Source organism: Mangrovivirga cuniculi (genome assembly GCF_005166025.1).
Classification (GTDB): Bacteria; Bacteroidota; Bacteroidia; order Cytophagales; family Cyclobacteriaceae; genus Mangrovivirga; species Mangrovivirga cuniculi.
The window spans coordinates 2,180,553-2,207,079 of sequence record NZ_CP028923.1 but is presented as its reverse complement, the minus strand read 5'-3'; the positions used below and the strand labels follow the sequence as shown (position 1 = coordinate 2,207,079).

Annotated in this window: 22 protein-coding genes, 1 tRNA gene and 1 pseudogene; 4 read left to right on the top strand and 20 right to left on the bottom strand. The window is 35.8% G+C overall.

All coding sequences use genetic code 11. The features are described 5' to 3' along the window. Positions 1-27: 27 nt before the first annotated feature. Together DCC35_RS09660 and DCC35_RS09655 are read right to left on the bottom strand one after the other, a co-directional pair. Complete coding sequence (locus tag DCC35_RS09660; protein WP_137090592.1) at positions 28-1,941, bottom strand: LptF/LptG family permease; 1,914 nt, start codon at positions 1,939-1,941, stop codon at positions 28-30. Between the two features lie 79 nt (positions 1,942-2,020). Beyond that, the gene (locus DCC35_RS09655; RefSeq protein WP_137090591.1) at positions 2,021-2,404 is read right to left on the bottom strand and encodes an START-like domain-containing protein; all 384 of its coding nucleotides are present in this window, start codon (positions 2,402-2,404) and stop codon (positions 2,021-2,023) included. A 115-nt stretch (positions 2,405-2,519) separates the two neighbouring features. Between DCC35_RS09655 and DCC35_RS09650 the strand changes: the two genes are divergently transcribed. After that, positions 2,520-2,592, top strand: a tRNA-Met gene (locus tag DCC35_RS09650). 49 nt (positions 2,593-2,641) lie between these two features. Further along, the gene (locus DCC35_RS22060; protein ID WP_137090590.1) at positions 2,642-2,752 is read left to right on the top strand and encodes an LPXTG cell wall anchor domain-containing protein; all 111 of its coding nucleotides are present in this window, start codon (positions 2,642-2,644) and stop codon (positions 2,750-2,752) included. A 246-nt stretch (positions 2,753-2,998) separates the two neighbouring features. On the opposite strand, the gene DCC35_RS09640 is transcribed toward DCC35_RS22060, so the two are convergent. The 13 genes and pseudogenes from DCC35_RS09640 to DCC35_RS09575 form a co-directional block, all read right to left on the bottom strand. Next, entirely contained in the window at positions 2,999-3,469 is a 471-nt protein-coding gene (locus DCC35_RS09640; RefSeq protein ID WP_137090589.1) for a pyrophosphohydrolase domain-containing protein, read from the bottom strand. A 59-nt stretch (positions 3,470-3,528) separates the two neighbouring features. Then, on the bottom strand, positions 3,529-3,873 hold the full coding sequence (gene rplT / locus DCC35_RS09635; protein ID WP_137090588.1) for a 50S ribosomal protein L20: 345 nt from the start codon (positions 3,871-3,873) through the stop codon (positions 3,529-3,531). A gap of 82 nt (positions 3,874-3,955) precedes the next feature. Next, a complete protein-coding gene (gene rpmI, locus DCC35_RS09630; protein ID WP_137090587.1) occupies positions 3,956-4,150 on the bottom strand; it encodes a 50S ribosomal protein L35 in 195 nt (64 codons plus the stop codon). 26 nt (positions 4,151-4,176) lie between these two features. Then, the gene (gene infC / locus DCC35_RS09625) at positions 4,177-4,731 is read right to left on the bottom strand and encodes a translation initiation factor IF-3 (RefSeq protein ID WP_137090586.1); all 555 of its coding nucleotides are present in this window, start codon (positions 4,729-4,731) and stop codon (positions 4,177-4,179) included. 93 nt (positions 4,732-4,824) lie between these two features. Then, positions 4,825-6,780, bottom strand: coding sequence for a threonine--tRNA ligase (gene thrS / locus DCC35_RS09620; protein ID WP_137090585.1), 1,956 nt, complete (start codon positions 6,778-6,780; stop codon positions 4,825-4,827). A gap of 1 nt (position 6,781) precedes the next feature. Next, complete coding sequence (locus DCC35_RS09615) at positions 6,782-7,516, bottom strand: tetratricopeptide repeat protein (RefSeq protein ID WP_394347721.1); 735 nt, start codon at positions 7,514-7,516, stop codon at positions 6,782-6,784. A 44-nt stretch (positions 7,517-7,560) separates the two neighbouring features. After that, positions 7,561-7,917, bottom strand: coding sequence for a tetratricopeptide repeat protein (locus tag DCC35_RS09610; protein WP_137090583.1), 357 nt, complete (start codon positions 7,915-7,917; stop codon positions 7,561-7,563). A gap of 24 nt (positions 7,918-7,941) precedes the next feature. Beyond that, positions 7,942-10,382: pseudogene (locus DCC35_RS09600) on the bottom strand (DUF5686 family protein). 91 nt (positions 10,383-10,473) lie between these two features. After that, positions 10,474-11,136: a SanA/YdcF family protein gene (locus DCC35_RS09595; RefSeq protein WP_137090580.1), complete on the bottom strand. Its 663-nt coding sequence runs from the start codon at positions 11,134-11,136 to the stop codon at positions 10,474-10,476. Next, entirely contained in the window at positions 11,133-11,813 is a 681-nt protein-coding gene (locus DCC35_RS09590; RefSeq protein ID WP_246070199.1) for a TrmH family RNA methyltransferase, read from the bottom strand. Before DCC35_RS09590 ends, DCC35_RS09595 begins: the two co-directional genes overlap by 4 nt. 5 nt (positions 11,814-11,818) lie before the next feature. Continuing rightward, positions 11,819-14,452: a DNA gyrase/topoisomerase IV subunit A gene (locus DCC35_RS09585; RefSeq protein ID WP_137090579.1), complete on the bottom strand. Its 2,634-nt coding sequence runs from the start codon at positions 14,450-14,452 to the stop codon at positions 11,819-11,821. Between the two features lie 5 nt (positions 14,453-14,457). Continuing rightward, a complete protein-coding gene (locus tag DCC35_RS09580) occupies positions 14,458-16,365 on the bottom strand; it encodes a DNA topoisomerase IV subunit B (protein WP_137090578.1) in 1,908 nt (635 codons plus the stop codon). A gap of 152 nt (positions 16,366-16,517) precedes the next feature. Next, entirely contained in the window at positions 16,518-17,087 is a 570-nt protein-coding gene (locus tag DCC35_RS09575; RefSeq protein ID WP_137090577.1) for a hypothetical protein, read from the bottom strand. A gap of 58 nt (positions 17,088-17,145) precedes the next feature. On the opposite strand from DCC35_RS09575, the gene DCC35_RS09570 reads away from it, so the two are divergent. Both DCC35_RS09570 and DCC35_RS09565 read left to right on the top strand, forming a co-directional pair. Continuing rightward, entirely contained in the window at positions 17,146-18,387 is a 1,242-nt protein-coding gene (locus tag DCC35_RS09570; protein WP_137090576.1) for a sterol desaturase family protein, read from the top strand. Continuing rightward, entirely contained in the window at positions 18,353-18,763 is a 411-nt protein-coding gene (locus DCC35_RS09565) for a hypothetical protein (RefSeq protein WP_137090575.1), read from the top strand. The genes DCC35_RS09570 and DCC35_RS09565 overlap by 35 nt, the downstream gene beginning before the upstream one ends. Here the strand turns inward: DCC35_RS09565 and DCC35_RS09560 are convergent. The 5 genes from DCC35_RS09560 to DCC35_RS09540 all read right to left on the bottom strand — a co-directional run bounded on the left by DCC35_RS09560 (position 18,756) and on the right by DCC35_RS09540 (position 26,330). After that, the gene (locus DCC35_RS09560) at positions 18,756-19,823 is read right to left on the bottom strand and encodes a type III polyketide synthase (RefSeq protein ID WP_137090574.1); all 1,068 of its coding nucleotides are present in this window, start codon (positions 19,821-19,823) and stop codon (positions 18,756-18,758) included. The genes DCC35_RS09565 and DCC35_RS09560 overlap by 8 nt on opposite strands. 70 nt (positions 19,824-19,893) lie before the next feature. Beyond that, the gene (locus DCC35_RS09555; protein ID WP_137090573.1) at positions 19,894-21,267 is read right to left on the bottom strand and encodes an MFS transporter; all 1,374 of its coding nucleotides are present in this window, start codon (positions 21,265-21,267) and stop codon (positions 19,894-19,896) included. Positions 21,268-21,269: 2 nt separating this feature from the next. Beyond that, positions 21,270-22,667, bottom strand: coding sequence for an alpha-amylase family glycosyl hydrolase (locus DCC35_RS09550; protein ID WP_137090572.1), 1,398 nt, complete (start codon positions 22,665-22,667; stop codon positions 21,270-21,272). 55 nt (positions 22,668-22,722) lie between these two features. Continuing rightward, positions 22,723-25,128, bottom strand: a complete 2,406-nt coding sequence (locus DCC35_RS09545; RefSeq protein ID WP_137090571.1) for a glycoside hydrolase family 31 protein — start codon at positions 25,126-25,128, stop codon at positions 22,723-22,725. 170 nt (positions 25,129-25,298) lie between these two features. Continuing rightward, positions 25,299-26,330, bottom strand: coding sequence for a LacI family DNA-binding transcriptional regulator (locus DCC35_RS09540; RefSeq protein WP_137090570.1), 1,032 nt, complete (start codon positions 26,328-26,330; stop codon positions 25,299-25,301). Positions 26,331-26,527 lie beyond the last annotated feature (197 nt).

The following is a 26,527-nucleotide window of genomic DNA, read 5'->3' as shown; positions in this document are numbered from 1 at the left end:
ATTCAATTAATGTTAACAAGTATTCCCTTACTTATTAAAGAACTTTTTCTTTATTCTTTTTATAGCAACAGAATAAAAATCGGCATCAAACAATCTGGCATCTACTCTGGCCTGTTGTAAAAAGTATATTCCCAGTGGAAACAGGATTATATTGGCCATCCACGCCCCTAGTGTTGGATCAATAACTTCTTCCTTACCCCATTTTTCACCAAAAATACTTAAGACATAGTATATGATAAAAAATATTACTGAAACGATAGTAGGAAAACCCAGTCCTCCTTTTTTAATTATCGATCCAAGTGGAGCACCAATCAGAAACATGATTATACATGCAAAACTCATCGCGAACTTTTTATTGTATTCTACTATAAAAGCTCTGAGTTCAGACTCTTTGTCCTTAATATTTTCACTCTTAGCTTCTATCCTGCCTTTATTTTGTCTCGCTCTTGTTAAAGCTCGTCTGACAATTTGTTTTTGCGTCCCTTCAGAATCAATCCGTTCCTGAAACTTCTCAAGATTATTTTCCAGGTTATTTTTTAAAGGTTTCTTTTTCGGTAATCTTATCGGTGCAGTATGATCTCCTTCTTCGAAATCACTGGAATCTCCTGTATTAGTTGTGTCAGCCTGAGCTGATGATTCCACCTCGTCTTTCCCGGCTTCCCGATCCTCATTTGGTTCTCTATCTCTCTCTTTACGATTAGCTATGCTCTTACTTTCTCTTATCGAATCCAGCCTGGTTCTTAGCCTGTCATTGATTTCTTTATTAGCTACTATTGCTCCCGGACGATTTTCTGGATTTCTCTTAATCTCTACTTTCTTTATTTTTAAAGCGGCCGAATCCTCATTTGCTGTAGTAGAATCAACATTATTTTTCTGTTTATCCCTGTCAGCTATAGAGTCTCTTCTTGTATTATTCTTTGCAATCTGAGATGAATCTATTTTGGTTTCCTTTTTTCTAAGATCCTTTAAAGAGTCATAATACTTCACCTTTTCCTCAAGATAGTCGGGAACCAGCTTTTGTTCTATCCCGTGGTGCATAAAAAAGGATTTAGAATACTGGAACACACTATATTCAGTTTTCACTACATCTTGTTGAATAGAATCGACATCTTCGAGCAATTGTTCCCGGTTTCTCATAATTCGATTCCGGGCAAAAAGAGCCTTATCAGTTCTATCCATATCTGTCATCGATGACAGATCAAATATGAAATAAGTTTTTTCAAACTCAGTTTTTATAAAATCAGCAGGTTCATTTCGCCTTCTTTTTAAAACTGACTTATTTGATTCACCATCAGCATACCTTGCCCCATTGAACATTTCGAGCTTTAAATATCTCCCCTCATTGATAGAAATCATTCTTCCTGAATCAGCCACTGTCAAACTTATGTTACCATTATGGGCAGAATGATCATATATCATCAGATCTTTGAGCAATTGTTTTTCATCGTCTTTCCCATTGATCTTTATGCTATAATTTGGAATACCATTATAGAAGACTCCTTCCTTGAGTTCCATGGAAGGTTTCTTTTGTTTTACATCCCATAATAAACTATAAGCGTTGAGAGCAGCTCTTGGGACTAGGTAATAATTACTGTAATAAGCAGCTACAGAAAGAAAAACAGAAAATATAAAAATTGGCAATAATGCTCTGACTAGAGAAATCCCGGCTCCCTTTATCGCTGTTAATTCAAAATGCTGGCCAAGATTCCCAAAAGTCATAATAGAAGAGAGAAGTATCGCCAGCGGTAAAGCCATTGGGGTTGTGACATAAGCGAAATTAAGGAATAATTCAGCATATACTTCCATACCCAGGTCTTTCCCTATTATTTGATCCATATAGCGAAGTAATTGCTGGATCAGGAGTATAAATACAACGATACACAGGGTCAATATAAAAGGCCCTATAAAAGCTTTAAAAATAAGCTTGTCAATTTTTTTCATTCAGGCTGGCTTTTTCCAAAATTTAAAAGCAAAAATAATGCCTTAAGAGGGGGAATAAAAAGTTTTTTGAAAGTGAATATTAACCTCCTACTATTTCTTTTAGAGAACCAACCATTTGATCCCACATTTCATACAGTTCTTCGTTGTCAAAATTATCACTATGATCTGTAATAACTAAAAAAGTAGACTGGGTTAATTCATTAACCTCAAGTTTTAACTCAATATAGGAAGGTTCATCATCCTCATCTAAAAATTCATATTTAACATATATGTTAGACCGTTGCCCGGAAAGCTTAGCCTTATTCTCTTCTCCATCCCAAAAAAATAGAAAATTCTTATCTCCGTCAAGACTTACATCATCAGCAAACCATTGTGCAAGTCCTCCTGCTGTATTTAAGTAAGGGTATAGCATTTTGGGTGATGCATTTATCTCAAAATCAGCGGTAAAGGTATTTTTATTCATTTAAGCTCTGTTTCTTATTTTCCAATTTAGGACAAAAAACATAAAACCAAAACAAAATAAGTTTGAAAAATGCTTGGAGTTATAAAAATATCATCATTATATTTGCAGCCCATTTGGCGAGATAGCTCAGTTGGTTAGAGCGTCGGATTCATAACCCGGAGGTCGGGGGTTCAAATCCCCTCTCGCTACTTTTTTACTTACCAGACGTCATAATTTCCATTTAATATTACCGATAAAATGCACGGAATTGACCAGATAACTTCAGGAAACATACTTGCTTTAATTATCGGAGCTATTGTAGTTGTTTCGGTCTTATGGTTCGTTTTCGGCAGAAAAAAAAGACGATGAATAACAGATCTTTGAATACGATTTTTGAAGTAATTTACTGGCTTCTGATCCTCACATGTCTTTTTACTTTAATGTATAGTTTCAGAATTGACGAAGGACAATTACAATATGTAGGTATTTCTTTGGTAAGCTGGATTATGGCATTTTTGATAAATCGATTTATTATTAAGAAAAAGATAATAGTGAAGAATAAAAAAAAGGCAGTTGTAGACAGCCTCTTTTTTATATCCCAACTTCTTAAATATCTTATTTATCGAGAATTTTCTTCAGGTCTGCAGGACTATAATTTACAGATTTAATTGTTTTATTATCAGATTTTCTAAAGACTAAATACTTACCATCAATTTGTTGATAGTAGCATTCCTCATTCTTTTTATCCTTATAGTATTCTACAGTCTCCTGAGCCTCTGCTTCTGTGTCACAGGCCTTACTCATGTTGGAGCGCTGAACTTCATCAAAAAGCTCTCTAAACTTCTCCCCGAGCCCAAACTCCAGCACAGCTCCCGATAACACATACTGCAGATCACATAAAGCATCAGCTATTTCAACAAGGTCTTTATCTTTTATTGCCTCCTGAAGCTCCTTTAGCTCTTCTGCGAGCAAAGACACTCTCAAGTCACATCGATTTTGCTCCGGAATTACCGGGCTCTTTTCGATTGGGTGTTGAAATGTTTTATGAAATTCTGCTACTTGATTTAAAGAATCTAATTTTTCCATATTATATAAATAAAAAAAGCCCTCATTTGAGGGCTTCAATAATAAGAAATATTTTCTAATTATTTAAGTTTCTCTACTATCGCTTTGAAAGCATCAGGATGATTCATTGCAAGATCTGCAAGAACCTTTCTGTCTAACTCGATATCAGATTTCTTTAACTGGCCCATGAAACGGCTGTAAGACATTCCGTGCGCGCGAGTACCTGCATTGATACGAGCGATCCAAAGCTTTCTGAAATCTCTTTTCTTAGCTTTTCTATCGCGGTAGGCATATGACCAACCTTTTTCGACAGCGTTCTTTGCTACTGTCCAAACATTTTTTCTGCGACCCCAATAACCTTTGGCCGACTTGAGCATCTTTTTTCTTCTTGCTCTTGATGCTACGTGATTTACTGATCTAGGCATAAAATTTTGCTTTTTGAATAGTGGTGTTCGCTTTTGCGAAACTTAACTAACCAATACCCGGGTTTAACAATTTAACCAATTATTAGATGTTTAAAAGTTCACGTACTCTTGGTACGTCAGACTTGTGTACTAAAGCCATTTTAGTAAGGCCTCGCTTCTGTTTTGTTTCCTTTTTTGTAAGGATGTGGCTTTTGAAAGCATGCTTTCTTTTAATTTTGCCAGTACCAGTAAGCTTAAACCTTTTCTTAGCTCCAGATGTAGTTTTTACTTTAGGCATTTTACTACTTGTTTATTAATTAATTATTATTTCTTTTTCTGAGCTTTAGGAGAAACAAAAAGCGTCATTCTTTTACCTTCAAGTTTAGGCATCTGCTCTACCTTTCCGATATCTTCCAAAGCTTGTGCAAATCTAAGGAGTAACAACTCGCCACGTTCCTTAAATACGATCGTCCTACCCACGAAATGAACATAAGCCTTAACCTTTGCTCCTTCCTTAAGGAAGTTTTTTGCGTGGTTTAATTTGAAATTAAAGTCATGATCATCAGTATTAGGACCAAACCTAATCTCCTTCACCACAGTTTTCTGTGCTTTGGCTTTAATTTCTTTTTGTTTCTTTTTTTGCTCGTATTTAAACTTCGAGTAATCAATAATCTTGCACACAGGCGGATCTGCTTTTGGAGAAATCTCAACGAGATCCAATCCTTGTTCCTCAGCCATCTTAAGAGCTTTATCAAGCGGATAGACATCTACATCGACGTTGTCTCCAACTACACGAACCTGGCGTGCTCTGATCTTTGAATTTACTCTGTAAGGCTCTTCTACTCTTCCTCTGAAGGGCCTTCTTCCTCTTTTGGCGATATTAACCTCCTTCTTTTTAGTTAAAAATTATATTCAGGGTGCAAATATCTCAATAAATTACTTGAGTTAAAAGCATTCCCGTTAATAAATATATCAAGAATTTAATAATTCCTTACTTTTTACATCATTTATATGCTCAATAAATTCTTCTATAGTCATTGAGCCAAGGTCTCCTTCTCCGTGTTTTCTCACAGATACTTTTCCTTCCTGAGCTTCTTTTTCGCCGGCTATGATCATATAAGGTATTTTCTTTACTTCAGCATCTCTGATTTTTCTTCCAATCTTTTCATCACGGTGATCAATAAATCCATGAATATCAGCAGCCTGCAATTTTCTAAATACCTCCTGCCCATAATCGGCAAATTTCTCACTAATTGGAAGCACAGCGATCTGCTCAGGCGCTAACCACAATGGAAAATTACCTCCGCAATGTTCAATGAGAACAGCTACGAACCTCTCCATAGAGCCAAATGGAGCCCTGTGAATCATTACCGGTCTGTGCCTGTTATTATCCGAGCCAACATATTCCAATTCGAATCTTTCAGGAAGATTATAATCTACCTGGATCGTACCCAGCTGCCAGCTCCTTCCTAAAGCATCTTTAACCATAAAGTCCAGCTTCGGACCATAGAATGCTGCTTCTCCATATTCGACGATCGTCTTCAATCCCTTTTCATCAGCTGCTTCCTGGATTTCTCTCTCTGCTCTGTCCCATACTTCATCACCTCCAATATATTTAGATTTATTTTCGGGGTCACGTAACGATACCTGGGCTGTAAAATCTTCAAAACCTAGTGCATTAAATACATACAATACAAGGTCAATTACCTTTATAAATTCTTCCTTAACCTGATCCGGTCTGCAGAATATGTGTGCATCATCCTGAGTAAATCCTCTTACTCTTGTTAAGCCATGTAATTCACCACTTTGCTCGTATCGATAGACAGTACCAAATTCGGCATATCTTACAGGAAGATCTTTATAAGACCTTGGTTTGGATTTATATATCTCACAATGGTGAGGGCAGTTCATTGGCTTAAGCATGAATTCCTCTCCTTCATGAGGAGTTTGAATTGGCTTAAATGAATCTTCACCATATTTCTCGTAATGTCCACTGGTAAGGTATAATTGCTTATGACCGATATGTGGAGTAACGACAGGATCATAGCCTGCTCTTACCTGAGCCTTTTTAAGAAAGCTTTCTAGTCTATCACGTAAAACCGCACCCTTAGGCAACCACAATGGCAAACCAAGGCCTACTTTTTCACTAAAGGTAAAAAGCTCTAATTCCTTCCCAAGCTTTCTGTGATCTCTCTTTTTGGCCTCTTCAAGACGCTCTAAATATTCTTTAAGTTCTTTTTGTTTAGGAAAAGACACGCCATAAATCCTGGTGAGCTGCTTATTTTTCTCATCACCTCTCCAATAAGCACCAGCCACGTTTAAAAGCTTAACTGCTTTAACAAACCCAGTATGAGGAATGTGTGGACCTCTACATAAATCAGTAAAATTACCCTGAGTATAAAAGGTTATTGATCCATCTTCAAGACCATCAATAAGCTCTAATTTATATTCGTCTCCTTTTTCCTGATAGTATTTCAGAGCATCATCTTTGGAGATTTCTTTTCTGTCAAAAACGTTCTTTTGTCTCGCCAGTTCCAGGAATTTTTTCTCAACCTTTTCAAGGTCCTGCTCACCAAATTCGGTATCTCCAAAATCTATATCGTAATAGAAACCATTTTCGATCGGTGGCCCAATACCTAATTTAATACCTGGATAAAGATCCTCCAGAGCTTCGGCCAGAAGGTGAGCTGAAGAATGCCAAAATGCATACTTTCCTCCCTCGTCGTTCCAGGTAAGAAGCTGAACCTCTGAATCATTTTCGATTGCTCGGTCTGCATCCCATATTTCCCCGTTTACTTTCGCAGCCAAAACATTTCTGGCAAGGCCTTCACTTATGCTTTTTGCAACATCCATACTACTGGATCCTTTGGAAAACTCTTTTACAGTCCCATCAGGTAAAGTGATTTTTATCTGCTCTGTATTACTCATTTTATTTATTATTCAAATCTAAACTTTTTGGTTTCAGCGGTTGCGAAGATAAACTATCGTTCTTCCTCTGCCGTTGCTTCCAGCGCAAATATAAAGCAATTTTTTCTTCAATTGCCTCCTTCCCTGCAATCGCTTCCTCATTATCAGAAAATCTTTCGAGTATATTGTTATAAACATCTAAGGCTTCTCTTGATCTACCTAATATCCCCAGGGATTCTGCTTTTGATAACGAAGCAGGTAGCCATTGCTCACTTTTCTCAGGGATTCTGTTATAATAGTCAATAGAAGCCAGATACCTCCGCCTCTCTTTCATCCAATCTCCAGCCTCTTTAATAAGTAAAGTATTGTATTTGCTGGTATTACCTATACTGTCTACTTCAGTAAAATAGAACTCCTCCTCCCCTGCTGCTAATTTAGTTTTGAGATACAAATAGTTTAACTCGTCATTATCAGATATAGTGGATTGAGGAAATTGTTCGAAATAATTTAAAGCTTCATCAACTCTGCCCTGATCCAAACTTATCTGAATCAACTTTAGCGGACCTGAAATAAGCTTCTTATCCATTTGAATAGCTTTATTAAATTCCTCAACTGCTCTGGAAGTATCTCCTTCAACTAGTGCAATTTCTCCACTTAAAAGGTAAAAGTTAGCGTTTGCGGGTTGTAACTTTTTTGCGTTATCTATACTGGTTCTAGCCAATGAAGGCTTCTCTAATTTCAAATAATTACTAGCCAAAACAGATCTCAACTCCGGCGAGTAAGGGAGTTTATTTTCAGCTTTTAAAGCAAAAATAATGACCTGGTAACAAATCCTTTTTTGTGTAGCACATCAGCCTTTAAGAGATAGTAATTCCCATCGCTACTATCAAGGGCAAGTGCTTTATCAATTTGCTCTAATGCATCAGTATACTTACCAACATTTCTTAAGGCCTCTGCTTTCAGATAATAATTCTCCGGGTTATTTGGGTTTAATGCTATTCGCTCTTCAATAAATTTGATCTTTTCATCTGTTTCTGGAAAAACATTTTCATCAAATTCAACTAAACGTTCAGAACTATATTCCCTCTTACATGAGGACCCCGAAAACAAGATCAGGACAACTAAGGCAGATAAGAATAAAGACTGATTTTTAAGCATAATAAAAATATGGAATAGAATGCTCTATAAAATAAACTGGAAACTTACTTTAACACCAAATTTATCTACGTTGGGATTATATAAATAGTTGAGTCTGTGGTAGAAATCTACCCGAATGAATTTTAAGATATTTTCTACTCCATAACCAATTTCAGCATATGGCTTATTTTCTTTAAATGTGCCAAAAGTGCTAACCGGTCCTCCTGAAGGAGTTAATTCCGCCATAATATCAAAATTCTCCTGATCCAGGGTACCATAAACCACATTGGCATTAAATAGAAGCCTCCATTTCAATCTTTTAAGCAATGGAATTCTATTGAGAATTAAGCCTTCGAAAGAATGAGAATATCTGAATGAAACGAATTGATCACTTACAAACTCATAATTATTCATCAGGTTAAAAGCAGCAGTACTGTAAAAGAAACTTTCATTACCTAAATGTATTTCCAACAATGGGTAAGGCAATGGATTGAATATTTTACCTGCAGTAAGCTTGTATCTTGAAGTACCTAAACTTCCCAAACGTAAATTTTGAGAAACGTCAAATCTCAACTTATGATATTCAAAATCTCCCCGAGGAAATCAGGAATTCCATAGGTATACGATAAAATAAAAGTTGGCCATTTGTATGACCCCAGGCTGAGCCTTCTATTTCCATCATAAACAAACCTTTCATCCTTAGAGAACTTTGTGGTAATCTCTAGTTCATTGGTAGTCCATTCTTCTTTTACTACCCCAGGTTCGCTACTATAAATATCATAATAGGCAAAATTGAATTGAGGATCAAAATGCTTGTATTTAAATGCTATTTGCTGCTCAAAACTCCTTGAAATTTGCCTGCTAAATTTGAAATTACCATAGCGGTGATAATAAGGCCTTCTTAAAAAACCGAGTTTGTTAAATGTATAGAAAACCGGATTTGAGGAAATCTCATCCTTATCAAGGCCAGTTATTTCGACATCATACCCATATTCTCCTTCCAGAAAAGTCCACCTTTCTTTATTAAAAATATGCCTGACACTAGCGTTATATTTAATCTTTTCATCTTTGAAGCCATAGGCTAAATAGCCTCCAAGAATCCATTTGTCACTAAAATTAGTATTGGTGCGGAAACCTCCTCTCAATCGGAAACCTTCCAGATCATTTACTCCCATCAACACTGCATACGGCCCTATATCTATTTTACCCACCTGGTAGTAACCTGAAATAGCCGTCTCTACAACATCAATGTAAGTTTTAACAATCGGTATATTCTTGATAGTATCGATCATCGAGTAGACATTCAATTCAGCATCTGATAGTGGCTCATGTCTGTTTTCTTCCCAATAATCATCCTCAAAACTTCTATATTCAGGCTTCAATTCAATTGCCTGATCGTAAAATTTAGGGTCCCTGGGATCATTTACCACCCAGTTTTTATTGGACACATAAAATTTGACCAGCATACCGGCTGATCCGCTACTCAATTCATCAACATCTATAGTAACTCGCGTTTTCTTTGGAAGCCATGCATCTTTATCAGATGGAAGGAGCTCCTGTTGTATTTTGATCTTCTCTATGAAATTAAGATTAGCTGCTTTACCAATCGTTGCATCAATTTGTTTTAGGGCGTAAGTGTCTTTAGTTATCCACATTGTCCCTTTATACGCAACATCCTGTAATCTTTTCGGCTCAAAATCTATTTGATAACAAAAAAACGAATCAACCATCATGGAATCTATCAGGTAATAATCGTAATAACCCTTCCATGAGTCTGCCAGTGGGGAAACAACTTCTTTGTCAACAATGGTCATCCATGAATCATAAAAGTTATATTCCTGAAAGGATGTACCAATAAATTGTGAAGTAAAGCTACCATCTGTTACTCCGACACCTGTGATTTTTGTTTTCCTGATCACTTCCTTTTTCACCAGAGGATTATTTTTCACATAAAAATCACTGATTGATTCCGATATGAACACAGGCAATATCGGTTTTCCATCTTCTCCCGCTATCCGATCCAGGCTATCCAGTACGGTAGCAATTTCTTGCATAACCTTTTTTTGCCTGAGCTTTTCGGAAATCTTATTTACATCTATTTCAATTTTAGCATACGATTCATACTCATATGCATCGAGATTTCTTTTATCGTTTTTTTCCTTTGCCTCAATAACTTTCCTCATTATTGGATAGGACGGGTCTTCACCGGCTGTTACGACCACTTCCTCAAGAGCTATAACATCAGGCTGTAACTGAAAATTCAACTTACCATTTTCGGGAATCACCTTGGTTCGTGGAATAAACCCGATATAACTGGCCTTTATACTATCAGTGGAATTACTAATCTCCAATTCGTAGTATCCGTCAAAATCAGTTGTTGTTCCTTTGGTTGTACCGGGAATAGATATATTAGCGAAAGGAATAGGGTCTCCGTTTTCAGCATCATTGACCCTACCCGAAACTTTTGTTTGGGCAAATAAATCCATATTGATACCGAAACTGAGTATCAATAACAAAGGATAAAATATTAAATTGGATTTATTTTTAATCATCAAGCAAGATTAGCAATAAAAAATTTTACTTTCCAATATTTATAGGTTGTCTTTCACCTAAATATTCAGGTTGAGTATTTAAAATGTAAAGATCTGCATACATCGCTGTCCTTGCAAGCACTTCTCTGCTCCTTACAAAAAAACTTTCCTTCAAAGGTACTTCTTCAGCTGCAAATGCCTGTGCTTTAATATTATATTTTTTACTGATCTGTAGTGCACGGTAAGCATGAAACTCCTGGGTTATAACCACAATAGAATCCTGTCCAAATATTTTTTTAGCCCTAACTACAGAATCAAGAGTTCTGAATCCGGCAAAATCAAATGTGATCGCCTCATGGGGCACTCCCTTCTCTATCAGTGCCTGATACATATATCTTGGCTCGTTATAGGATTGATATTTATTATCTCCGCTAACTATCAAATGTTTGACTTTACCACTGTGATACAGATCTGCTGCTGCATTTATTCTTTTATTAAAAAATGGGTTCTCACCACCCTTGGTCAGGAATTTACTCGTTCCCAAAACCAACCCAACTTTTGTATTCGAAAGATCCTTTTTTGAGAAGACGAGCTCTTGTTTATTCACCCATACAACCATTAGATTTGTTATAAGAATAACAAACAATGATACCAATAATGCCCAAAGACTGATCTTAAAGGCCTTTTTTATAACAGAGTTCAATTTCATGTTTTAAAAAATTCCTTTTCTAAAAGATCAGATTTACCATACGACATTTTATACCACCTATATTTGATCTCTTCTTTTTCATCTTCAGAAAGATAAAAATCAATCTTTCTATTTTTTAATTTATGTATACAATCATAAAGTATTAATGCACCACTAACAGATAAGTTATAACTTTCAGTAAACCCATACATTGGTATTTTAATACTAAAATCAGCCATTTCTAAAGCCTGATCACTTAATCCATGTTTTTCATGTCCCAGTAAAAAAGCGGTTTTCTCTTCAGGAACAAATTCACCTAATTCGTAAGCACCTTCATGTGGAGAGGTTGCACAAATTTTATAGCCTTTTCCACGTAATGAAGTAAGACATTCCTTAACATTATTTACTTCACTTTTGTTGTAGCGATGAATATCCATCCACTTTGTTGCTCCTTTAACGATATTCCTGTTTATAGAGAATTTATTTTCCTGTTCTATAATATGGACATCCTGGAGTCCCATGCATTCACATGTCCTCAAAACCGCACTGGCATTTTGAGATTGGTAAATATCTTCCAGAACCACTGTAAGGTAACGAGTGCGAAAGTTAAGTATATCTTCGATTAATAACTTTCGCTTTTCCGTTACAAAATTTGATAAATGATTTAAAAAATCTTTTCTGGAATTTATATTCTCCATTTATACTAAAACAAGCCTAGTTGTTCTTTATCATCATCACCATCAAAATCAACAGAATCACCTGATGTATAAACATCTTTATCTTTTTCCTTGTCTGTTGATCCCTTTTCCTCCTTCTTCGGTTCTTCTGATTTCTTTTCTTCTTTAGGAGTTATATCCTTAATATCTTTAACCGATTGAAGTGGGAATTTATTTCCTATAGCTTTCCATCCTTTAATATCTATAAGATCTTCAATCTCAAATTGTTCTTCGCTTCGCTTTTTACCGTCCTGATATTTGACATTAATTACAGGCTTAAGTGCTGTAGAAGCAAAATATAATTTCGAACCTCTGCCTTCACTGATAAACAAGAATTTTTTATCCAGAGTACTGGTTTCAATCAAAAATCTCTTGATATAAGTTGTTTTTGACCCACTATCATAATATACAGCTGAAACAGGCCTTTCCGGATCAAACTTAGAGATTAACTTAACCTTACCTGCCTCATAACGATTGGTTAACTCAAAATTTGTCAATTCGTATTCACCAGATTCATAAATCACCAGGATGTTATCGTCCCCATTAAAATTCCCTAAATAACTTCCCTGTTCATCTCTGTTTAATCTTCCAACAACATCATCATACCAAATATCAACGCCTCCAAGCGTAGACACACCTGCTTCTTTAAATTGGATTTTACGCACAGGATATTTAGTAAGGATATTACCCCCTGCTCCGCGGCCTTTAATATCTACTTCGGCAAAATCAAAATCGAATACTTTTATTCGAGCTTTACAACCTGAGGTTAGATAAACTGTAACTTTTTCTGCTTCTCCGTTTGGGTTAGCTGAAAAATATGAAACTTTACTATTAGCATGTCCTTTTGTAAGATCATACTCTCTGTCACGGGTTATTGCTAATACCTGGAACCTTTTCACCATTGATCTTCCTGATTTCCCATCGAGGTAGATCATATTATAGACCATCCGTTCGTCATTTTTCTTAAAGACCCCTACATATAAGAGATCTTTACCAACAAACGTTTTATCTGCAATCTTAGTGACGAGCATTTTACCATCTCTTCTAAATACGATGATGTCATCAATATCAGAGCAGTCTGTAATAAACTCATCCTTTTTAAGTGCAGTGCCAATAAAGCCATCTTTCAAATTAGCATATAATTTCACATTATTGGCAGCAACAACATGAGCCTGGATAGTTTCGAAAGTAGTAATCTCGGTTTTTCTTTCTCTACCTTTACCATGCTTTTCCTTGATCTTTTTATAATATTCGATTGAATAATCGATTATATTCTCAAGGTTATATTCAACTTCAGCAAGCTCATCACTGTATTTCTTCATCAGCTCATCAGCCTTAAAGGTATCGAACTTAGAAATACGTTTAATTTTAATCTCTGTAAGCCTTACTATATCATCTTGTGTGATCTCCCGGTAAAAATCGGGCTTATATGGATCCAATCCTTTATCAATGGTTTCAAGAACTGCTTCCCAGGTCTCACATTCTTCGATATCTCTATAAATTCTGTTCTCGATAAAGATCTTTTCAAGGGATGAAAAAAGTAGCTTTTCCTTTAACTCACCTTTTCTGATCTCCAGCTCTTGTCGAAGTAATTCAACCGTTTGATCGGTATTATGCTTAAGGATATCTGTTACACCTAAGAAATGCGGTTTATCTTCGATAATAACGCAGGCATTAGGAGATATACTTGTCTCACAGTCTGTGAAAGCATAAAGGGCGTCAATAGTAACATTTGGTGATTGCCCTGATGCCAATGATATCAGAATTTCAACGTCCTTTGCAGTGTTATCAGTAACCTGCTTTATCTTAATCTTTCCCTTATCATTGGCCTTAAGAATACTGTCAATTAATGAACTGGTCGTAACTCCAAAAGGAATGTCTTTTATTGCTATTGTCTTCTTATCAACCTCTTCAATTTTAGCCCTGACTTTTATTCTTCCACCTCTTAGTCCATCATTATACTCAGAAAAATCAGCCAGTCCACCAGTTGGGAAATCCGGATAAATTTTCGGGTTCTTACCCTGAAGGACCTTTATTGAAGCATCAATTAACTCGTTAAAGTTATGAGGTAAAATTTTGGTACTTAGTCCAACTGCAATTCCTTCAACGCCCTGAGCTAAAAGCATAGGAAATTTAACCGGAAGTGTTACAGGCTCTTTCTTTCTACCATCATAACTAAGCTGCCAATTCGTTACCTGAGGATTGAAAACAACATCAAGCGCGAATTTGGATAATCTTGCCTCGATATATCTAGGTGCTGCTGCAGAGTCTCCTGTCCTTATATCTCCCCAGTTACCCTGAGTTTCTATCAGAAGATCTTTTTGCCCCATATTAATGATCGCATCACCAATAGATGCATCGCCATGGGGGTGATATTGCATTGTCTGACCAATGATATTTGCAACTTTATTAAATCTTCCATCATCCATTTCCTTCATGGAATGCATGATCCTTCTTTGCACGGGTTTAAATCCATCGCCAATGGCCGGGACTGCTCTTTCAAGTATTACATAGGAAGCATAATCAAGAAACCAATTCTCATACATCCCTCCAACGGGAATAACATCATGAATTTCTTCTTCCTCGTTATTTGAATTATTTTGGTTATTATCTTTTGCCATCTAAATTATGCTTTTTCAATTTCACTTTCTTCTGTTTCCAATAAAGGTATCTTCCCTTCTTCTACGACATCCTTTTCTACTCGAAGTTTATCAATAATAAACTCTTGTCTTGCTGGAGTATTCGTACCCATATAAAAAGTCAGTAATTTATTGATACTGGTTTCTTTATTTATAATGATTGGACTCAACCTAATATCTTCACCGATAAATCCGCCAAATTCGTCCGGGGAAATTTCACCTAACCCTTTAAACCTGGTTATCTCCGGTTTATTTCCAAGCTTAGCTATCGCTTCCCTTCTTTCCTCTTCAGAATAACAATAGATAGTTTCTTTTTTATTTCTAACCCTAAATAATGGAGTTTCAAGAATATAAACATGACCGTTTCTTACTAAATCAGGAAAAAACTGAAGAAAGAACGTCAATAAAAGTAGGCGAATATGCATTCCATCAACATCTGCATCAGTAGCAATAATCACTTTTCTATATCTAAGTCCATCTAACCCATCTTCAATGTTTAATGCATGTTGAAGTAGGTTTAGTTCTTCATTTTCATATACGATCTTCTTTGTTTTACCAAAGCAGTTCAATGGTTTTCCTCTCAAAGAAAAAACAGCCTGGGTTTGAACATCCCTTGATTTTGTAATAGACCCTGACGCTGAATCTCCCTCTGTTATGAAGATCATCGTCTCGTCTTGCTTATTACCTTTTTTGTCGTTAAAGTGATTTCGGCAGTCTCTAAGTTTTTTATTGTGTAGGTTAGCCTTTTTAGCACGGTCATTTGCCAATTTTTTAATTCCGGCAATATCCTTTCTTTCTCTTTCTGATTGCTGGATTCGTTTTTGAAGTGCTTCAGCAGTGTCAGAATGCTTATGTAAGTAGTCATCAAGTACCCTTTTAACAAAGTCATTCACAAAAGTCCTCATTGTCGGGCCTCCAGGACCAACATGGGTACTTCCAAGTTTGGTTTTTGTTTGCGATTCGAAAACAGGTTCCTGAACTCTTACAGCAACTGCTGCAGCGATCGCCTGCCTGATATCGACAGCCTCATAATTTTTATTATAGAATTCACGAATGGCTTTGACTATTGCAGATCTGAATTCGGCAAGGTGGGTTCCTCCCTGAGTAGTAAACTGACCATTAACGAATGAATAATATTCTTCACCGTACTGATTAGCGTGAGTCATGGCAAACTCAATATCCTCTCCTTTCAAATGAATGATGGGATATCTATTGGCTTCTTCATCCGTTTTCTTATCCAGTAGATCATAAAGACCTCTCTCCGAATGATATTTTTGGCCATTGAAATTAATTGTCAACCCGGCATTAAGGTAACAATAATTCCATATTTGATTTTCCAGAAATTCGGGAATAAACCGGTAATTCTTAAAAATGGAGTTATCCGGAGTAAACTTGATAAACGTCCCGTTTCTTTCAGAGGATTTTTCTACAGGCTTCTCTTCCTTAAGATATCCTTGTTCAAAATAAGCTTCTTTCTTTTCCCCATCACGGTAAGAAATAACTCTGAAATTAGACGAAAGTGCATTTACAGCTTTGGTACCCACACCATTCAACCCTACAGATTTTTGAAAAGCACCTGAATCATACTTTCCTCCTGTATTGATTTTTGAAACGCAATCAACAACTTTACCAAGAGGGATACCCCTACCATAGTCACGTACCTCTACATGATGGTCTGTGATTTTGATGTAAATGGTTTTACCATTTCCCATCATGTGTTCATCAATCGAGTTATCTACAATTTCTTTTACTAAAACATAAATACCGTCATCAAATGAAGAACCATCGCCTAATTTACCAATATACATACCCGGCCTTAGCCTGATATGCTCATTTGGTTCAAGCGATTTGATACTGTCCTCATTATAAACTACTTCACCTTTCGAATTTGCCATTATTGCTTGATTTCAGTTCTTATTCAATCCATAAATATATAAAAGGAAGTGGAATATTTATCAGGATATTAAAATTTAAAAATTACCTGCTCCTTGAGGAATCACCCAGCAATCTCAGTATAAAAATCTGATAAACAGTCCCTTAAACTGATTTACTTATTATATGGTTTCATTAAAGAATAAATCATAAATAATATTCCGAAAATAATTACTGGAATTCCTATATATAATAACATCTCACCACCAAAATTTCCTTTTATTGTTGGACTATTTAAAAAGCCTACAAAAACAACGAAAGAAACCAGCAAAATATTGATTCCAATAGCACTGAGGTATAGTGAGCTTAAAAAGTTATTTCTTTTTTGAATACTCCCATTCAAAAACCCTGATTTCAAATCCATATTTTTGATAAACTGCGTAGCAGCCAAAAATATCCCTGAGGCTACAATAAAAATTCCAAATACAGAATAAAAGAATTCATTTTTTGAAAGAAAAAATTTGTTCATATCTTCATAAACACCAATTTCTACCATTCCTTCTAAACCTGCATAGGTATAAAAAAAAGTTACAAAAAATCCGGCTATTGAAAAAAACCAGAGTAAACGCAGTACTTTATCCATCTTATTTATTTTTTGACAAAGGTACAAATATTCATCATTAGTGTGCCACCCAAAAAAGTTTGAATTAAAAGATTTAAATGTACCTGGTTTTGCATAAGGCAATTTTGAAAATAAATAATATTTTTTTTATTAAATTTAAAGTTGAAAACCCAAATAAACGATGGAACTATCCCCTGTAGTGATTGCTATACCGATATATTTCCTGCTGATAGGAATTGAAATGGTTATTCAGCATGTGAGGAAGATTAAATTATATCGAGTAGGTGATGCCCTGACTAACATTAGCTGTGGTATTACTCAGCAAACAACCAATTTATTTCTCAAAGTTGGAGTATTATTTATTTATCATTTCATTTATGAAAACTTAAGGATTTTAACTATTGAGCCAACTTGGTATTCGATGATTATTCTTTTTGTTGCAGCTGATTTTTGCTATTACTGGTCTCATCGCATGAGTCATGAAATAAATTTATTCTGGGGCGGACACGTAGTTCATCATCAAAGTGAAGATTATAATCTTTCAGTCGCTCTGAGACAAGGAACATTTCAAATATTATTTACAGCACCATTTTACTGGCCATTAGCGATACTTGGTTTTGACGTGATAACATTTACACTTATTTCCGGATTAGTGACTGTTTATCAATTTTGGATTCACACAGAGACAATCAATAAAATGGGGTGGTTTGAGAAGATATTTAATACGCCAAGTCATCATAGAGTCCATCATGGAAGAAACCCAAAATACATCGATAAGAATCATGCAGGAGTATTTATAATATGGGATAAAATGTTTGGCACTTTTCAGGAGGAAGAAGAAAGGCCTGTATATGGAGTGACGGTACCAACAAATTCCTGGAATCCGGTTTGGGTAAATCTGAAGCATTTCAAAGAAATGGCTCAAAATATGAAAGGAATGAAATTTAAGGATAAATTAAAATTTACATTCAACAAACCTGGCTGGATGCCTTCGTATCTTGGTGGAATGAAAGGAATTCCGGAGGTAGATAAAAAAACCTACATAAAATATGACACCCCTGCCCCGGTAATAATAAATTTATATGCAATATTTCAATACATAATTGCTCTGGTAGTCACTGCTCTTTTTCTTTTTAATGAGGGACAGTTTTCGTTACTTGAAAAAATAATCATGAGTACTTTTATTATATGGAGTGTCGTGCACACAGGTATAATTCTTGAAAAGAAAAAATGGTTTTATATCCTTGAGCCATTGCGAATTATTTCAGGTGTTGCCTTAAGTTATGTCTTTCTTGCAAATATGAATTTAATGTCGGCAGGTTTTATTGCCACAATCTGCGTAGCTTTGATTAGCTTTGTATGGCTATTTAAAATAAGTAAAACCCCTTATGAAAAGTCTGCTCTCAGTAAAACTGCTGCCTGATAAATCATTTCTACATTTATTTTTAATTATAATATTTGTTTCAGCTTGTGGCTCAGATATAGATCTTCCCAACTTCAATGAGGAAACCTGGATAAATGATATTAATGGTTGTTCCGGCGAAAGAATCGAAATGATCGAGGAACTGGAATTAAATAAAGGAATGCTTATTGGCTTAACTACTCATGAACTTAAAAAAGCTCTTGGAAGCCCTGATAACATTGTATTATATACCCGAAACCAAAAATACTATCATTACTATCTAAATGCCGGTAGTCAGTGCCAGGATGTTTCAGCAGATGCGGAAGAAGGACAAAAGCTGATAATAAAAATGAGTGCTTTAGATAAGGTCAGTAATGTTGAATTCCCTGTTAATTAGAGTAAATTTCCATATTTGCAGCTTCCATAGTTAACCCCGGTCCGAAAGCAGCTGCAAAAGTTTTACCAGTTTTTCCTTCTGAAATCATTTTCTGTATCACATAGAATATAGTTACTGAACTCATATTTCCGTGACTTTCCAGAATCTCATATGAATGCTGTAATTGTTCTGAGTTTATTCCAAAAGCATTCTGAAATGCCTCCAGGATTTTTCTTCCTCCGGGATGGATAGCATAATTAAGGGTTGAATCTTTATCAAAGCATGCAGCAAACTTTTCCAGTTGATCTCCCAGGAGTTGAGGTACATAAGAAGATAATTTCATATTAAAGCCTTCATCACCTATTTCCCAGGCCATATCATTCATACTTTCAGGAATAGTTTGAGTTTCAAAGCTATTAATGGAGGCCAGTTTTCTATTATCAGAATCAGTTCCTTCTACGACTATCATAGCAGCGCCATCAGCAAACAAACTGTTTGAAAGAAGGTCATCATGCTTTATAGAATTTTGAAAATGAATACTACACATTTCAACGTCCACAATCAAAATTTTTGCCTCAGGACTGCCTTTACAAATATCTTTGGCCATTCTAAGGGCAGAAATACCAGCATAACACCCCATGAAATTTATTGATTGTCTAAAAATCGTTGGATTCAGACCTAAATGGTATTGAATATCATAATCTAAGCCGGGAGCATACATACCGGTACAGCTTACAGTGATTAAATGAGTGAATTCTACATCACCAAATTTTTTATCTCGGATCTTTTTAACAGAAGGAATTAACCACTCCAGAATGGATTTCCGATAAAGATCCATTCTTGTTTTGGTAGATGGAAAAATGATCCGATCTCCTTCATCTGCGAAAAAATCCACACTTCTACCACGATAATAATCCTCGACAACACTTTGTCTTCTTTTAATACCTGTTGCCCTGTAAAGTACATTAAATGCCCTTTGATTTCTTTCATCGAGGTTTAATGCTTTTCCCAGAACTTCCTTTAATTGTGGCTGCTCTATATCATATGGAGCTTCAATAAGTTCTAATCCGGTTATGTACATAATATTAATATACAAAAAAGCCCGGTATTGTTTTGCCGGGCATAATATTTTTTACTTATATTTTGAAAAGCTACACATCAATTGCGGTTTCATCCGATTCAGGCTCATCTTCATCTTTTACAAACACTACTAATATAGCAGCAAGTGTAAATGAACACCCCGCTATAATCAATGCATAAATCGCCTGTTCTCCGAATACATTTTTAATCAACGGACCACCAAAAATTCCATTTATAATTTGAGGAATAACAATGAAAAAGTTAAATATCCCCATATAAACTCCCATTTTTCCAGAAGGAATAGATCCTGCCAGAATTGCATACGGCATTGCCAGGATACTCGCCCAGGCAAAACCAATACCTATCATAGAGATAACCAGGTAGTCCTCATTTGTTATAAAATACACAGAGAAAAACCCAATTGCACCACATATTAAGGATATTGAATGAGCCATCTTCCTCGATGTAACCTTTGCCAGCCATGGAAGAACAAAAAACGCATACACCGCAGATACGCCATTGTAAACTCCGAATATAATACCAACCCAGTCACCAGCATCATTATAGGCTGCTGAACTAGTATCAGAAACCGGTAATCCATATATATGTTGTGCTATTGCAGGTGTAGTAAATACCCACATGCTGAATAATGCAAACCAGGAGAAAAACTGAACAAGCCCCAGTCTCCACATGTTATTTGGGATATTGGCAAAATCTTTAAATATCTGAAAAAATCCGGTTTCCTCCTCTTCATCAGGTGCTTTACCATGAAAAGCTTCATATTCCTCTGGAGAATACTCTTTAACACCAGAAACAGTAATAAGAATTGAAATAATTAAAACAGCTGCTCCTATGAAAAAAGAATAAATCACATTAAGAGGCACTTCATTTTCCGCTGCGGGATTATCAACTCCTAAATAATTTTTAAGTATGTATGGCAAAGCTGAACCTATTACTGCCCCTATTCCTATTAAAGTAGTTTGTACACTAAAACCGAGAGTTCGCTGGTCTGAAGGTAACATATCTGCAACTAATGCCCTGAAAGGTTCCATGGCAATATTTATCGAAGCATCCATAATCATAAGAAAGCCAGCTCCAACAAACATTGCAGGCATGAATTGAGCAAACTGACCTGCATTCGGCATTAAAATTAAAGCTATCGAGGCCAAAATAGCTCCAACTAGAAAATATGGTTTTCTCCTACCTAGTTTATTCCAAGTTCTATCAGAATAGTGTCCTACTATCGGTTGAACAATTAATCCGGTAAGAGGTGCTGCAAGCCAAAACCATGACAAATGCTCTACATCTGCCCCGAAAGTCTGTAATATTCTACTTGCATTTGCATTTTGTAAAGCAAAGCCAAATTGTATACCTAAAAATCCAAAGCTAAGTAACCAAATGTCCAGAAAACTTAGTTTGGGCATTTTCTTTGTCCCTGTACTCATCTTTAGTTCTCGTTAGTTATAAAAATATAATACGCCCACGGATCAAGACTTTGTCTTGTAGTTAACTCAACTTCAGTACCTGACATATAATCTTTGTGTGCTCCTACCCATTCGTCAGGAATACTGACGTCCTGAGAATCTCCTGATAGATTTAATATCACTGAAACAGTATTTCCGTCTTTTGATCTGTCGAATGCAAATACATTCTCATTTTGCAGATCAACAGGTTCAGCCGGTGCTCCAAATTCGCCATTATACAATGCAGGGTTCTCTTTTTTCAACTTTAAAAGCTTTGTATAAAAATCTTCAAATTTATAGTCACCCCATTCTATCGTGTCCTTTACAAAAAATTCCAGACGTTCGTCTAATGCTGCTTCCTGACCACTATAAACCAGAGGCATTCCCTGCACTGTTGACATTAATACTGCAAAGGTCTTAGCTCCATCACCATATCTTTCGAAAACAGTACCATTCCAGCTATTCTCGTCATGGTTAGAAGTGAAATTCATTCTAAAGGCTTCCTCTCCATATCTTTCCCTGTCATTTTTAAGAAAAGGACCGATATCTGACGCTTTCTTTTCTCCTTCAGCGATTTGATTAGATAAAGCATGAAATCCCCACCCATAAGTCATATGGAAAGCTGAATCGTGCATTTCAGGAACATCTGATTCTGCCAACATAAAAAGATCTTTGATTTTCTGAAGGCTGTCAACTGCCGGATTCCAAAATGCCATTGGTACCTCATGTGCAACATCACATCTGAACCCATCAATATCGGCTTCATTTATCCACCATGCCATTTCATCTCTCATGGCATTATGAAGTTCTTTATTTTCATAGTTTAGATCGGCAACATCCGTCCAATCTGTTCCCGTTGGTGGAATTAAATTACCTTCTTCATCTCTATTATAAAAATCAGGATGCTCTTCGGTCCAGTGGTGATCAAAAGCAGTGTGGTTGGCCACCCAGTCCAGAATTACAATCATATCCAACTCATGCGCCCTGTCAACTACTTTTTTAAAATCTTCCAGAGTTCCGAAATTCTCATTTACAGCCGTATAGTCTCTGATAGAATAATAGCTACCAAGGCTCCCTTCTTCAGGCCCCTTCCTGTTTTCTATCCCGATAGGCTGAATTGGCATAAACCATAATATATCCACTCCCATTGCTTTGAGTCTTTCCATATGCGGTAAAAAAGCATTAAATGTACCTTCAGGTGTATATTGCCTGACATTCACTTCGTAAATGGTATAATCTTTTGCTGCCTCAGGGTACTTATTTTCGCGAACTTCCTGAGCTACTTCAGATTTTTCTTCGGTTTTTTCCTGGCCGCAGGAAATAACTCCAAAAGAGGTTAGCAGAAAAAATAATAGCAAAGCTATTTTACTTCGTTCTTTCATGTTATTCAGGTTATTTATTTAGGTTATAATTAATTCAGTTTTTTAATTTAGTGAACTACCATTTCACTCTTATTTCACCTTTTTCGTTCTCAAACTCAACATATGGTAATTGATCGGCATGTAACCCATCATCATCATCATTATAAAAAGGATCAAAGTTTGAAATCTTACCAATAAATCTATATTGTTTGATTTCTCTGACTGATTTTTCTGATCCGTTGATAGATAAATTATCAATTTCAAATCCGTGAAAAATCAATTGGATCTTATTAAAAGAACTTTCCATCTTTCCTTCTGATGAAAGAAAAACTAATTCATTCTTTTCAGGATCATAAGAAATAGTTCTCTGGTAATATTTATCTTCTTTATAGTCGAATGATATATTATCATCTTCAAAATGAACAAAATTAAAAACGCTACCGGTACTACCCTGATAAAGATGAATCTTTAGAACTCCGTCGTGGTTCTCGTTGGTATTTTGCACCAGGGATTGCTCAGTAAAAAAAGTGCCTCCACGTGCGAACAAGGGGTACTTAGCTATTTCATATTCAAGAATTGAGACTTCACTACCAATATATTTTTCATCTGTAAAAAGATCATACCATACACCTTGAGGGAAATATATTTTAACAAAGTCTGTATCTGACCGCATTGGAGCAACCATTATCGAATCTCCAAATAAATATTGATTTTCAAATGCCCCGTCATATACTGTTGAATCATTTGACCAATAATAGGCCAGAGTTCTGACTATTGGCATTCCATTATTATGTGCTTCCCAAAACAAAGAATATATATAAGGCATTAACTTATACCTTAATTCAATAAAGTTTCGAGAAACATCTTCCACTTCTTCTCCAAAAGACCAGGGTTCGGCATCAGTAGAATTGACCATGGTATGACCTCTAAAAAATGGAGTGAAAGCTGATTGAGCTATCCATCTGGCAAATAACTTTCCTGATGTTTCACCAACGAAACCACCGGCATCATTACCGGCAAATGCCATACCGCATAAACCCATACCAGCTAACATTCTTGCTCCTAATAACATATGATCGTCTGAGGAAACATTATCACCTGTCCAAACTGCGGCGAATCGCTGGATACCGGCATAAGCTGAACGGGTCAGGACAAAGGGTCTTTCATTTGGCTTATTCTGAATTATTCCTTCCGCAGTAGACCTTGCCATTTGCATCCCATAAACATTTCTGGCTTTCTTATGACTGGTCTTATCTCCATCATAATCATTGATTATAAGATCAGGAGTAGATTGCCCCCAGGAAGCGATTTCATTCATGTCATTCCAGATACCGGTAATATCCAGATTCGTATAGTAACCTATTTTATCTTTCCACCAATCTCGTACTTCAGGATTAGTAAAATCAGGGAAATTGCTCCAACCAGGCCAAACCTGGGCTGCAAAATCTTCACCATCGGGATATTTCATAAAATATCCTTTATCTTTCCCTTCTTCATAGGCATCGTAGCCCTTTTCAACTTTAATACCAGGATCTACAATTACCACAGACCTGAATCCATCTTCTTTCAAATCACTGATCAATTTTTTCGGATCCGGAAACCGCTCATTGTGAAAGGTGAAAACTTTGTAGTCTTCCATATAATGGATATCAAAATACAGTACATCAGCTGGTATTTTTTTATCTCTGAATGTTCTGGCTAAGTTTCTTATTTCGTGTTCGGGATAATAGCTATACCTGCATTGCTGATATCCTAATGACCATTTTGGTGGTAATGCCTGTGTACCAGTCAACCGACAATAAGCCTGAGTAATCTCTGCCAGGCTATCGCCTAAAATGTAATAAATATTTAATGAGCCATTCTCAACGGTTATGGAGGTAAACCGATCATTACTCGCCCCAAAATTAAAAGAAGATTTATAGGTGGAATCAAGGAAAACACCATATAAGCCATCTTTATGAACCCCTAAATAAAAAGGAGTTGTACAATACATCGGATCATCATCCGGAGAATATGCAAACTGATCAGTATTCCAATTGACATACGCTCTTCCTTTTTTGTTTAATGGCCCTGTTTTTTCACCCAATCCAAGGAATTTCTCATCCTCCTTTAATCTTTTGTAAACAGTCAATTCATTTCCGATAAACCGGGTACCTAGTGAATCATCTTTGGTTAAAGACTTTTCACTATGATTTAATAAATCGACAATAAATTGGTACTTATATATTTCCAGATGACCTTTGGTTGTTGAAAATCGAATTTTACTATCAAGGTCATCAAACTTCACCTCTTCATTTATCTTATCCGGATTGGTTATAGCATATGAAAAATCCCGTTCATCTTTGATCATGACCCTTACTCTAAAAATCTGTTCATCAAATGAACTAATTTCAGCACTTCCATTTGATAGTTTCAAAGATATTTTTGAATCATTAAAATCAACTTTGTCAACAGAACCGACAGACTCACTTAGAAGAGACATAATAATCTTGTTTAATGTGTGCTTTTAGCATTAAGATAGCTTAAAAAAAAGCCATATAGCACAAATAAACAACAAAAATTATTAGTATAAATACTTCATAAAAAGAACAAAACCCTGCAAAATCGAAGTTTTGAAGGGTTTAAATCGTTTGAAATCTCCTTTTAGGAAAATTATTTTTTGTGAGTAGATTCTCTTGAGATCACATTAGTTTTCAACACAATATTTTCTTTTTCTACCTCTTCACCTTTTTCAGCTTCAAGAGCTTTGAACATTAACCTGGCTGCCTCTGCGCCCATTTCATAACCGGGCTGGGAGATAGAAGATAGAGCAGGCTCAACCAGAGAGGCTAATTGCCAATCGCTAAATCCAATTACACCAATATCCTGTGGAACTTTTAATCCTGAATCTTTAATAGCTTTTAAAGCACCTATTGCAGCAGGATCATTTGCAGCGAACACTGCATCTGGTTTATCGCGCAAATCTAATAGAGGTTTTGTTTTTTCATAACCTTCTTCTATTGTACCATTTGCACATTCGATGACATAATCCCTGCGATAATCCAGTCCATAATCTTTCAAAGCCTGCTGATAACCAGCATAACGACTTTTTGATAAGGTAAGATTTAAAGGACCTGCCAAATGAGCTATTTTTTTATACCCTTGTTTTGCCAAATGTTCTGTAGCCTGATATCCACCCTGATAATCATCTATAACCACTGAGCTAACATCAAAATCATCAGATTTCCTATCAAAAAACACCATAGGTGTCCCACCATCGGTTACTTTTCGTAGATGATCATAGGTTTTAGTCTCCTTACTAAGAGAAACAAGCAATCCATCTACCCTGCTTGCTAATAATGCCTGAACACTTTTCTCTTCACGTTCCTGCAATTCGTTAGTCTGACATACCATTACGTTATACCCTTTGTCATAAGCAATATCTTCAATGCCACTAATAACATTGGAAAAGAAAAAATGTACGATCTGTGGCACTACTACACCAATGGTGTTCGTTTTTCTACTTCTCAGACTGAGAGCAATTGCATTTGGCTGATAATTATATTTTTTAGCAAGATCAGAAACTGCCTTTTTAGTATCCTTTGAAATATCAGGATGGTCTTTTAATGCCCTGGATACCGTTGAAGGCGAAATATTCAATTCCCTTGCAATATCTTTTATTGTTACCTGATGTGAATTTCCCATGTGTATTAATTTACATATGAATATATCCCATTATTTATTAATTAACCTAATGTTTAGATTAATCAGAGATATAAATTTCATAAACAAATTCTAAAAATTAAAAAAGTACTATTTATATCCTAATAAATTATTACAGTTCCTTAAGATAATATGTTTACCCGAAAAACTAGTAAAAACAATTAAAAAGATTTCAACTG

Coding starts and splice junctions, on each gene's coding strand:
- rpmI (WP_137090587.1), bottom strand. CDS start 4,150: ATGCCTAAAGTAAAAACTACATCTGGAGCTAAGAAAAGGTTTAAGCTT.
- DCC35_RS09655 (WP_137090591.1), bottom strand. CDS start 2,404: ATGAATAAAAATACCTTTACCGCTGATTTTGAGATAAATGCATCACCC.
- thrS (WP_137090585.1), bottom strand. CDS start 6,780: ATGAGTAATACAGAGCAGATAAAAATCACTTTACCTGATGGGACTGTA.
- DCC35_RS09585 (WP_137090579.1), bottom strand. CDS start 14,452: ATGGCAAAAGATAATAACCAAAATAATTCAAATAACGAGGAAGAAGAA.
- DCC35_RS09570 (WP_137090576.1), top strand. CDS start 17,146: ATGGAACTATCCCCTGTAGTGATTGCTATACCGATATATTTCCTGCTG.
- DCC35_RS09565 (WP_137090575.1), top strand. CDS start 18,353: ATGAAAAGTCTGCTCTCAGTAAAACTGCTGCCTGATAAATCATTTCTA.
- DCC35_RS09595 (WP_137090580.1), bottom strand. CDS start 11,136: ATGAAATTGAACTCTGTTATAAAAAAGGCCTTTAAGATCAGTCTTTGG.
- DCC35_RS09550 (WP_137090572.1), bottom strand. CDS start 22,667: ATGAAAGAACGAAGTAAAATAGCTTTGCTATTATTTTTTCTGCTAACC.
- DCC35_RS09545 (WP_137090571.1), bottom strand. CDS start 25,128: ATGTCTCTTCTAAGTGAGTCTGTCGGTTCTGTTGACAAAGTTGATTTT.
- rplT (WP_137090588.1), bottom strand. CDS start 3,873: ATGCCTAGATCAGTAAATCACGTAGCATCAAGAGCAAGAAGAAAAAAG.
- DCC35_RS09540 (WP_137090570.1), bottom strand. CDS start 26,330: ATGGGAAATTCACATCAGGTAACAATAAAAGATATTGCAAGGGAATTG.
- DCC35_RS09660 (WP_137090592.1), bottom strand. CDS start 1,941: ATGAAAAAAATTGACAAGCTTATTTTTAAAGCTTTTATAGGGCCTTTT.
- DCC35_RS09590 (WP_246070199.1), bottom strand. CDS start 11,813: ATGGAGAATATAAATTCCAGAAAAGATTTTTTAAATCATTTATCAAAT.
- DCC35_RS09560 (WP_137090574.1), bottom strand. CDS start 19,823: ATGTACATAACCGGATTAGAACTTATTGAAGCTCCATATGATATAGAG.
- DCC35_RS09610 (WP_137090583.1), bottom strand. CDS start 7,917: ATGCTTAAAAATCAGTCTTTATTCTTATCTGCCTTAGTTGTCCTGATC.
- DCC35_RS22060 (WP_137090590.1), top strand. CDS start 2,642: ATGCACGGAATTGACCAGATAACTTCAGGAAACATACTTGCTTTAATT.
- DCC35_RS09580 (WP_137090578.1), bottom strand. CDS start 16,365: ATGGCAAATTCGAAAGGTGAAGTAGTTTATAATGAGGACAGTATCAAA.
- DCC35_RS09555 (WP_137090573.1), bottom strand. CDS start 21,267: ATGAGTACAGGGACAAAGAAAATGCCCAAACTAAGTTTTCTGGACATT.
- DCC35_RS09640 (WP_137090589.1), bottom strand. CDS start 3,469: ATGGAAAAATTAGATTCTTTAAATCAAGTAGCAGAATTTCATAAAACA.